This is a genomic window from Mesorhizobium sp. M0587 (assembly GCF_040320945.1).
In the GTDB taxonomy this organism is placed as follows: Bacteria; Pseudomonadota; Alphaproteobacteria; order Rhizobiales; family Rhizobiaceae; genus Mesorhizobium.
On record NZ_JAMYQP010000078.1, the window covers coordinates 1 to 9,884 of the forward strand.

Genomic DNA, 9,884 nt, shown 5'->3' on the forward strand with positions numbered 1-9,884 from the left:
CATCGGGGAATACCTCTGCTCAAGGTAAGTCTTTGTCGCAGAAGCATTTTCCTTGATTCGGAGCCCCGATGCACTTCAACTGTGTGAGATATCCGGGCTAGACGGCGTCACCCGGCCATCGTGCGGCGATCGCGGCGTCGATCGGGTTGGCACAACATTATAGTCGCCGCAGAGCACGCTGGCAGGCGAGCCCTGAGCAGGCGCCGTCCGTAGTCGATCAACCACTCGAACCGGCGGAGCTTCTAGTCGAACTTCGGACCAGGGGCCGGGTTGCCGTTGGGCAGGTAGAGACAACCAACGAGGAGGCCGTCGATCCCCGCCTGGATGTTGCGGCTATGCGCGTCGTCAGCGTCACCCGGCAACCCGCGGCGAAGTCATGGGGCCGCTGGCTCGAGCGAGAATGGCTACGCCGTTGTAGGACTTCTGCCTGTGCCATATCGTCCTGAAGACAAACAATGTCGTGATGCGTTTCGCCCAGCCATTTGAGCAGAACTGGCATCGACCGTTGACGCCGTTCACGTTGAAGGTCGCCCCCCAATCATCTGAAGCTTTGAGGCGACTCATTCAACGGTGCTCTCCGTTTGGTAAGTTCATGTTCCAGGCAGCTTTAACCGCCAATACCAAGAAGTTCGACGGACGAGCACAGTATGTGGCGAGGCGACGAAATCAAAGGGTCCTAGCCTTGGCGGCTGAGCGCAGGCTAAGCAAATGCGCTCTCTCCGCAATCACGCTGGAACATCGCACGAACCAAATCGTTCGCCGCTGATGGGCCACACCAGCAATGAAACCAAAACAGTCGACTGATCGCCGACACCGAAGATGTCTTGATCGTCGGAGGCGGGCCCGCAGGGTTGACCGCCTTCAGCCATCGCAGGAATCCACCAGAGAGGTAGGCCTCTTTGGAGGGAGTATGGTCACTCGGCTCGTTCTTATTAATTTGGCCACGCATCTGGCACACTAGATTAGATCAAAGCGATCGCCTGCTGTCGCCGTTACGCCGCCGAACCGCTACGGCGTCACGGCAGTCGAGATACGTTTTGCCGCTGATGCGTTGGATGGGCCGGCCTGACGCACGTCCGCAAAGGTCGATCGCGGTCGGTGGAGAACTGAATCGACGTTTCCATCATCAACAATCGCGGATAGCCTGTGCTCGGACCAGATGTTCTTGGCTGAACGGTATGCCGCCCCAAATTCGCTCGGCCTGACGCAGAAGGGGGGTACGCAAGCCTATTTCATCAGTTTGACTTGCAGGGAGAGGCTCACCCTGAGGATTTTCTCCCCATTTTCATCACGCACCTCAACGAACAGTTGCTGGCCGTCGACGCTTTTCAGAGAGTCTCTCGTGAGGTCAATAAGCCCCTCGAAACTCGCGCGGCGCACCTCCTCGATGCCGGCACATTCGATACCTATCTCATCTTCGAAGACCAAGTCGCGATCGCCGCTGTCAAAGAAAAATCGTGCCATCGGAGAGCTTCCGTCACCACTAATCTGGGGGGGTCCTTTGGTGCAGGTAGGTCGTGTCGAAATCTCCTGCGCGAGTGAGACCGGGCCAGTCGAGTGCATGAACTCTTGGCCCCGTGGTGGCGATGAGGCCTCTACGTCGCAGTTCCTGAAGCATTCGGTTGACGTGCACCGTAGACAAACCCAAGGCATCGCCAAGTGCTGCCTGGGTAATAGGGATGTCCGCGACGTGATCCTGGATGCGTCCGACAGAGCGCAAGCGAGAAATCAATTCGCAGAGAATGTGAGCCATGCGGGTGTAAGCCTCCCTTCTTCCAATATTCGTGACCCACTCCCGGTAAATCGCTGCATCTATCAGCGTCGACCGCCAGAAGGCCGCGGCAATGTGAGGGTGCTGGTCGCAAATGGCGCGTAGAGTATCGTGCCGCATGAACCCTATTCGGGCCGGCGTAAGGGTCGAGAAGTCACAATCCATGACCGACAGATGCAGCCCGTGCAGATCTGGAATGTCGCCGGCCACGAAGAAGGATGTGATCTGCCGCTTTCCTTCGCCCGTGAGTTTGGTGGAACCGACCAAGCCATCCAGGACGGCAAACGAGTAAACAGGATGGTCGCCCTCACGCACGAGGTCGTGGTTGGCCACAAATTCCTTCTCCTGGATCGGAATGCCTTTTAAAACGCCGATATCAGCCTCTCGAATATCCGAGATGGTCTGAAGCTTGCGAATAAGTGCATCCGAGGATGAGATGGGAGACAATCTGGCTACCTAGCTGATGTTGGCTTCCGAACTTTTATTCACGCCAAAAGTTCCGTTAGCCAGTGAAGGGTTGATGAACCGACGGCGGCCGCGCGGTGATCGGCAATTCGGCAATTCGGCAAGAAGACATGTAACGGGCGGGGTTCCACCGCCCGCTAGGGATCCTGGCGTGCAGCGTTTTGCCGAGTCGAGCGTGTTTGATGATGCTGGAACGATCTAAGCCGCAGCCATAGATGAACCGGGGCAGCGGTGCATTAACCTGTGACATAGGCAGTCGAAATTTGTGCGTGGGCTGCGAGCTTGGGGAGCTCGCCCGTCGGGCACAGCTTGACCTCGTCCCTCGGCCTTTTCGAGACCGCACGCGCTACCATCCTGGAGCATTTTTGTGCGCGCCGCCAGGAACGGGGTGAGCTCGCTGACGTTCTCACAGGTGGCCAGGCGAGATTTCAGTGAACAGACATATTGCGCGGACGGAAATTACCGAACAAATCGTTCACCCGTCGAATGAGAGCGACTTCGCGAACGAACACAGCCTCCCGCCTTCTGCTGCAATTGCGGCAGCGCTGGCCAGCCTCCTCGAGTGTAGTCCCAACAAACACATCGTCCATATAGCTGCCTCGGAACGCAGTGCCGAGGAGATTGCCGGGGCTCTGCGTCAGTACCTGCGCCACGTGGACATCATCTTGCTGCCGTCCTGGGATTGCCTGCCTTACGATAGGGTGTGGCCCACACGCGCCAATATGGGGCGGAGGCTTCGTGCGTTGCGTGAGATCGCAACGAAGCCGGATAGCCCGCGTATCGCGGTTATGTCGATCGAAGCCAGTCTGCAGAGGGTGCCGCCTGCACCGGTCATTGCTGGCGGTTTCACTATTCTGGAGGTGGGACAAAAGTTCGACAGGGACGGATTCCGTACCAGGGCCGAAGCGATCGGCTATGTCGTCGACGAGACGGTCGACGAACCGGGTGAGATAGCTTTTCGGGGCGACCTCATGGATATCTTTCCCGCCGGCGCGGATGGTCCCGGTCGTGTCGTGGTTGGTCCAGATACCTGCATTCGCGAACTCAAGACCTACGACCCCGTCAGCCAGCTTAGCGGACAGAGTCGGGACTCGATTACGGTCGGGCCGGCATCCGAGCTGGTGGTTCAAGCCGGAGACCAGCCCGAGTTGGCAGCCATGCGCGCGACCTCGATGGAAGAACGCCTTGTCGCGTTGTATGGCGGTATGCCGTCGGTCTTCGAGGTGGCATCCGGCGCCTCGATCTCTTTCCTTGAAGGGCTCGATGGCCCGCCGCTCGACAGGATTCTGGATCTGGTCGAGGATGCACGTCATGCCAGGCAGGAGGTTGCCGGACTGGCAAAACCCTTGCCGAAACAATTTTACCTGTCGCGTGAAGAGTGGGATGCTTCCGTGCGTAACCGCTGCTGTACGAGACTTACCACTTCTGCCGTTCGAGTTCCCAAATTCTTTCGCCAGGCGCGATCTGGCCATGAGTTCGCGGAGTTTGCGAAGACCCAGACGAGCGCCGGGATCAGCGTGGTGTTCGCAGGCGACCCCACTGAACTGCAGCGCGTAGATCGTCTGCTCGATCGGAAGCTTGGTCGGCGAGGGCAGAAAGCGGCGGACTGGCGGCAAGTCCTTTCAGCCGAAAGGGGTTCTCTTCTAAAGGCTGAGTTGGTTCTCGACGAAGGATTTGTAGACGCCCAATCCGGTATCGCGGTCGTGGCCGCAACCGACCTATTTGGCCCTACCTTGAAGGCAGAGGGCCGAGCGGCCACAGGTATACTCGCACCCGAGCTGCGCATCGGGGACGTCGTCGTTCACGAAGATCATGGCCTGGGTGTGCTCGTCGCCGTCGAACAGGTCGATGTGGCCGGCCAACAACAGGATGTTGTCAGGCTGCGATATCATGGCGGGGCCTCCTTGCTGGTCCCGGTCGACGAGTTTGGGCGGATATGGCGCTACGGCTCGGAAGCGGGGGCAGTGCCGCTCGATCGCCTCAACGGCGAGGGCTGGCCCAAGCGACGCGAAGCTGCGATGCGCGAGATCGACAGGCTGGCCAAGCGCCTGGTGGGCCTTGCCAACGCCAGGTCCAGCCAGCCAGCCCAGATCATAAATCCCTCGCGCGCGGACTTGGCGCGTTTTGCGGCGAAATTTCCCTATACCGAGACTCCCGACCAGGCCGCCGCCATCCGCGCTGTGCTCGACGACCTTTCGTCGGGGAAAACGATGAACCGGCTCGTTTGCGGCGACGTCGGCTTCGGCAAGACAGAGGTGGCCCTGCGTGCCTGCGCCGCCGCCGCCCTCTGCGGGAAGCAGGTTGCGGTCACAGCGCCGACAACGGTGTTGGCTCGCCAGCACTACGAGACGTTCAGCCGCCGGTTCGCAGGAACCGGTCTCCAGATCGCCCACCTTTCTAGGATCGTCGGGGCAGAGGAGGCAAGAGCGGCAAAAGAGGGCCTGCGGAGCGGCCAGATTGCGGTCGTCGTGGGTACTCAAGCGCTGATGGCCAAGAGCGTCGCCTTCGCCAATCTTGGACTGCTGATCATTGATGAAGAGCACCGGTTCGGTGTCAAGTTGAAGCAGGCCCTGCGGAACATGGCGCCCCACCTACATACGCTTAGCATGAGCGCCACACCGATACCCCGGACACTGCAATCGGCGTTGTCGGGCATTCAGGAGGTCAGCGTGCTCAATTCTCCGCCCGCCAAAAGGCGTCCCGTCCGCACCATCCTGGCAGCTTTCGATCCCGCCTCCGTACGAGCGGCTCTTTTGCGCGAATTTCGCAGGGGTGGACAGAGCTTCTTCGTCGTCCCGCGCATCGAAGACATCGCCGCGGTCAGTCAGCAGCTAGACAGGCTGGTGCCTGAAATCGGGGTTAAGGCAGCGCACGGCGAAATGAAAGGGTCCCAGCTGGACGATGTCATGGTCCGATTCGCCGACGGTGACGGGGACGTCTTGTTGAGCACCGATATCATCGAGAGCGGGCTCGACGTGCCGCGCGCTAATACCATCATGGTTTGGCGGGCGGATCGGTTCGGTCTGGCACAGTTGCACCAGCTTCGCGGCCGGGTGGGAAGGGGAGCAGTGCAGGGGATCGCGTTTCTACTGACTGAGCCCGGCGTCGAATTGGCCGAAGGCACCAGGGCCCGACTTTCGACAATGCTTGCACTCGATCGGCTTGGCTCGGGCCTGGCGATCAGTTAAAGGGACCTTGACCTGCGCGGTGCCGGCAATCTCTTCGGTGTCGATCAGGCCGGGCATATGAAACTGATCGGAGCGGGCCTCTATCAGCACTTGCTGGAGCGGGCACTCTCTCTGGCTGGAGGAGGCGCCGATCCGGACAAGCAGCTTGCCGACATAAACCGCGCCGGAAAAGGCTCCCTTCCCGAAACCTATGTGAATGAGCCCACTGTGCGTGTCGGTCTCTATAGTCGGCTGTCTCGTATGCGTTCGGAGCCGGACCTCGATGCATTCAGCGACGAGCTGGAGGACCGTTTTGGAAACCTGCCCGGGGAAGTAGCGGCTTTGCTGGAACTTACCCGGTTGCGAATAGCAGCAGGGGGACTGGGCGTAGGCAAAGTCGATGTGGGACCCCAAGCGATCGCGTTCACCTTCCGCAGGAAGTCCGCGGCATGCCAATGGCGCAGTAGGAAAGAGAAGGGCTTCGAGGTCCGGAACGGCCGTTTGATTTTTAGACTGTCAATCCGGCCCGGCGTCTCAGAGGTCAATGCCGTCCGCCTGGCACTGAGCGCCATGCGGGCCGCCCAGTCGAGTGACGTGATTTGAATGAATCAGCCGAGACGGGCGATTTCACCGTCATGAGACGCGCAATATCACCCCGCACCGGTTGCGACCGCATGTTCGACTTTCGCTTGAGCCCTGCCGATCAACGGCGCCTTGCGAAGCCACAGCACATGAAGCATGCGCGCGGGACTGCTGGCCCAGATGTGTGGAAAGTTCGGCGCGTCGACAGGCAGTTCGACGCACGTTCTGTGTCACCGCGGGAAGGATTTCAGCGACTTCGATCAAGATGACTTCACGAAAGGGTTCATCGGTGCACCGATTGCCTTTCATGACCAAATTGGTACTGGGATTCCCGCTCCAGGCCCATGCCGATGCCAAGTGGAAGACCGAAATCTGGGTCGACTGGCTGTACGCGAACGAACGGGCGAGTCGGCCAATGGATTGTCAGCGTAAGTGCATCTCATCCCCGCCTTCAGACCGATGTTGCGGCAGCCCAAGTTGCGCTCTGTCTGAATATGTCTGATCATGCGGAGTTGGGCAGGAGAATTGGATGGCGACAAGTCGGCTAAACGGCGCGCAACCCTCTATCCCTCGATTGAGGGACATTGAAACAGGGGCCGCGGCTCACCCGCGCACTGCTTTGCCCACGGTAGCGACTGTCGTGACAGTCGTTGCCGCGCTTTATTTCGGCCGCGAGGTGTTCCTGCCGATCGCGATCGCGCTGCTGCTGACTTTCGCGCTTGCGCCGGTGGTTTCCGCGCTCAAACGGACTGGCGTTCCACGCCTTGCCGCCGTCATCTTCAGCGTGCTTGGCGCCTTCGCAGCGCTCGCTTTGTTCTCGTTCATTGTTGCTACGCAAGTCGGTGAGCTGGCGCAGAATGTTTCGCTTTACCAAGCAAATGTCCTGACCAAGGTCAGGTCCCTCAAAGAAACCGGCGGCGGCGGCGGCATCATCGCCAGGTTGACCGGAGCGATCGAGCGCATCGGCCAGGAGATCAACAAGCAGGAACCCTCGCAGCCAGCAGCCAGCCAGCCTCAGCGCGAGCCGGTTCCCGTCGAGATCGTGTCGCGAGAAAGGCCGCTCGAGATCCTGCAAAACCTGATCACGCCGCTGATCAGTCCGCTGGCGTCAGCGGGGCTGATAATTGTGGTCGTTATTTTCATGCTGCTCGAGCGCGAGGATCTGCGCGATCGCTTCATACGGTTGGTCGGTTACGGCGATCTTCACAGAACCACCGAAGCGCTCCAGGACGCCGGCAGGCGGCTCGGCCGCTATTTGCTCATGCAGCTGGTCGGGAACATCTTGTATGCCGTCCCCATCTCGATCGGGTTGTGGGTCCTTGGGATCCCCAATGCACTGTTGTGGGGGTTGCTGGCATTGGCGCTGCGCTTCGTTCCCTATATCGGTCCTGTCATTGGTGCACTGCTGCCCTTGTCTCTTGCTCTGGCCGTGGCGCCCGGATGGTCGCTCGTATTGTGGACAGCCGCCCTGTTCGTGATCATGGAAATGATCACTGGCAATGTCATCGAACCCTGGCTTTACGGGTCGCGCACGGGGCTCTCTCCCTTGGCCGTCATCGTCGCAGCAATCTTCTGGACCTGGCTCTGGGGACCCCTTGGTCTGGTTCTGTCTACTCCCCTCACAGTCTGTCTCGTCGTGCTCGGCAGACATGTGACGCAGTTCGAGTTTCTCGACGTTCTGTTCGGCAACGAACCGGTGCTCGAGCCACATGCCCGGCTGTATCAGCGTCTGCTGGCCGGTGATCCAGAAGAAGCCACGGACCACGCCGAGGAAATTCTCGAGGAGCAGTATCTGATCGAGTTCTACGACAAGGTCGCGCTTTCCGCCCTTCTGCTCGGCGAACAAGACCGGGTTCGGGGCGTGATGAACGATCACCAACTGAGGCAGCTGGCCGCCAGCGCTCAGACACTGGTAGCGAATCTTGACGACATCGCTCAGGAGGAGGCGGAGGACGATTTCGCCGCAGGTGATGAGAACGGCTCGGAGAAGGAGAAGACCATCGATGCGGAAGCAGGGCACGACATCGATCTCCCAGATGGCACCGGCCTAGCCGTGCTTTGTGCCGGCGGGCGCGGCGAACTCGACGACGCGGCCGCCGCAATGCTGGGACAGGTGTTGCTGATCCAAGGCGCAGCTACCTCAAAGGCCAGTTTTGCAGAGCTACAACCGGCGAGCATTCGCCGGCTGGAGCTGGATGGGCTGAACACCGTCGTGATCGGGTTCCTGAACCGCAACTCCCTCAAACATGCGCGTTTTATGGTGCGCCGCATAAAGCGTTTTAATCCAGCGATACGGGTGGGCGTTGTGTTCTGGGGAGGAAACGGTGAAGACCGCGGGGAGCCAGACGGTAAATTGGGCAATGACATCAATGCTGATTTCGTCGCGCTCGACATGGTCAACGCGGTGACGGGAGCGCTATCGAGGGATCCGCCGGTAGGGCTGAAGACCGCTGCCAAGCGGCGCGTTCGTGGTAGGCCACGGGCGCGCAAGAAGGACACTCTTGTTTCGGCCAAATGACTCATGAAAGGCATCGCCGCGAAGAAGATCATGATCGTCCCGTGTGCGGAAAGGACCTGGTCGTAATGCTCGGGCGGCAAGTTGCTTTTGCGTGGCTTCGTGCAACGAGTGCTGGCGGTCCATGGGCCGGGGGTTGCCCCAACTGGCGCTGGGTGGGTTTGTTCTGCCGATGCCTATTCGTCGGTCCTGGAAAGAAGCCGCTGGTTCGCCTGCGCGATCCCGGCGGAACACTAGACCCACTCCGAGCCGCAAAACCGGCCTAATTTTGACCAGGCGTCAGAGCAGCACACGAGCGCCTGCGGCCGGTCCGGTCTCAGCTATCTGGGACGTCGCTGGCTCGCGCACGAATTTCAATTTTCGGCAGCACGGCGAAGTCCCTGAACCGCTCAGCCAGGCTGTCAACAGCTTGACGCATAGCCACTCCTGCATCAGCAGTTGCGTCCCTAGGGTACATTGTCGAGCAGGGTCGGCGTATCCGAGCCTTGTGTCGGCTCAGACGGCGAGTCACCATTCGGCATCATCTTGTTGACTGTCTCGGGTAGATCCCGCGTAATCCTTCTGATTAGCTCCTCGCGCGAAAGACCCGTCTCCATCGAAATGGAAGTGAGTGTACCTTCGTCCATTGCCGCTTCGACGTCTCTTGGCTCGATTGGTTGGTTTGGCCCGCTGCCAACCCACGAGTCGACCTTCGATCCTGCCCCAACCGCCCTGAACCGGTCGAGGATCTCACCGAGGTCCGCCCTCGACACGCCATTCGATATCTGGGCCAGAATTCTGCGTTGGGGGTCGTTTGGGTTAAGACACCCCGCTCCCCGAATCAATTCGCCGAGCTTGTCGCGATTTTGGTATGCCAGGACGCCAAGCATCGCGATCGTCAATCTTCCCAGATTTGCCATTTGGGTCTGCTCCACGGTTTGGCTCATGAGCGAATCGAAGCCAAGTCTTGGCGAATGCCAACGCGTATGGCTCGAACAACTTCTTGTTGGCCGGCCCCGCCGGCGGAGAGGACGCGTCTTTGGGGAACGGGTTTCCATCTGACGTCTTCCCTTGACGCAGAACTTCAGGGCACTTGGCCGGAGTCGCTCTGCGCCGACCGAACGCCCTAACTGGCGCATCCCCGGTTTGTTCCGCTGCCAGAGTTTGTCGGACGGACGCGCGACCCGACGGAAGCTCTACGGCTTGAGCGAGCGGGCCACCTTGAAATTTCAGAACGACGGGCTCGGTTAGCCTGAGCTATCTGGGACCATCGCTGGCTCGCGCACGAATTTCAATTTCGGCGGCACGGCGAACTCCCTGAACCGCTCAGCCAGGCTGTCAAGAGCTTGACGCATGCCCACTCCTGCAGCAGCCGCACCGTGTCCAGTGATCACCATCTGAGGCT

General features: G+C 59.9%; 7 protein-coding genes and 1 pseudogene. 3 read left to right on the top strand and 5 right to left on the bottom strand.

Annotated features, from left to right (window positions below):
- Positions 1-100 precede the first annotated feature (100 nt).
- The 4 genes and pseudogenes from NKI49_RS32675 to NKI49_RS32690 all read right to left on the bottom strand — a co-directional run.
- Positions 101-564 (bottom strand): annotated as a pseudogene (locus tag NKI49_RS32675) (endonuclease/exonuclease/phosphatase family protein); the annotation flags it as partial.
- A 161-nt stretch (positions 565-725) separates the two neighbouring features.
- The gene (locus NKI49_RS32680) at positions 726-869 is read right to left on the bottom strand and encodes a hypothetical protein (protein ID WP_352608234.1); all 144 of its coding nucleotides are present in this window, start codon (positions 867-869) and stop codon (positions 726-728) included.
- Between the two features lie 358 nt (positions 870-1,227).
- Entirely contained in the window at positions 1,228-1,464 is a 237-nt protein-coding gene (locus tag NKI49_RS32685; protein ID WP_352608236.1) for a DUF6894 family protein, read from the bottom strand.
- A gap of 19 nt (positions 1,465-1,483) precedes the next feature.
- Entirely contained in the window at positions 1,484-2,218 is a 735-nt protein-coding gene (locus tag NKI49_RS32690; protein WP_352608238.1) for a Crp/Fnr family transcriptional regulator, read from the bottom strand.
- Between the two features lie 449 nt (positions 2,219-2,667).
- Between NKI49_RS32690 and NKI49_RS32695 the strand changes: the two genes are divergently transcribed.
- From NKI49_RS32695 to NKI49_RS32705, 3 genes are all read left to right on the top strand, one after another.
- A complete protein-coding gene (locus NKI49_RS32695) occupies positions 2,668-5,424 on the top strand; it encodes a DEAD/DEAH box helicase (RefSeq protein WP_352608240.1) in 2,757 nt (918 codons plus the stop codon).
- Positions 5,425-5,481: 57 nt separating this feature from the next.
- The gene (locus tag NKI49_RS32700) at positions 5,482-6,006 is read left to right on the top strand and encodes a TRCF domain-containing protein (RefSeq protein WP_352608242.1); all 525 of its coding nucleotides are present in this window, start codon (positions 5,482-5,484) and stop codon (positions 6,004-6,006) included.
- Between the two features lie 508 nt (positions 6,007-6,514).
- Positions 6,515-8,503, top strand: coding sequence for an AI-2E family transporter (locus NKI49_RS32705; RefSeq protein ID WP_352695915.1), 1,989 nt, complete (start codon positions 6,515-6,517; stop codon positions 8,501-8,503).
- Between the two features lie 443 nt (positions 8,504-8,946).
- On the opposite strand, the gene NKI49_RS32710 is transcribed toward NKI49_RS32705, so the two are convergent.
- The gene (locus tag NKI49_RS32710; RefSeq protein WP_352608246.1) at positions 8,947-9,426 is read right to left on the bottom strand and encodes a YidB family protein; all 480 of its coding nucleotides are present in this window, start codon (positions 9,424-9,426) and stop codon (positions 8,947-8,949) included.
- Between the last annotated feature and the right edge of the window lie 458 nt (positions 9,427-9,884).

Coding starts and splice junctions, on each gene's coding strand:
- NKI49_RS32685 (WP_352608236.1), bottom strand. CDS start 1,464: ATGGCACGATTTTTCTTTGACAGCGGCGATCGCGACTTGGTCTTCGAA.
- NKI49_RS32700 (WP_352608242.1), top strand. CDS start 5,482: ATGAAACTGATCGGAGCGGGCCTCTATCAGCACTTGCTGGAGCGGGCA.
- NKI49_RS32680 (WP_352608234.1), bottom strand. CDS start 869: ATGGCTGAAGGCGGTCAACCCTGCGGGCCCGCCTCCGACGATCAAGAC.
- NKI49_RS32710 (WP_352608246.1), bottom strand. CDS start 9,426: ATGAGCCAAACCGTGGAGCAGACCCAAATGGCAAATCTGGGAAGATTG.
- NKI49_RS32705 (WP_352695915.1), top strand. CDS start 6,515: ATGGCGACAAGTCGGCTAAACGGCGCGCAACCCTCTATCCCTCGATTG.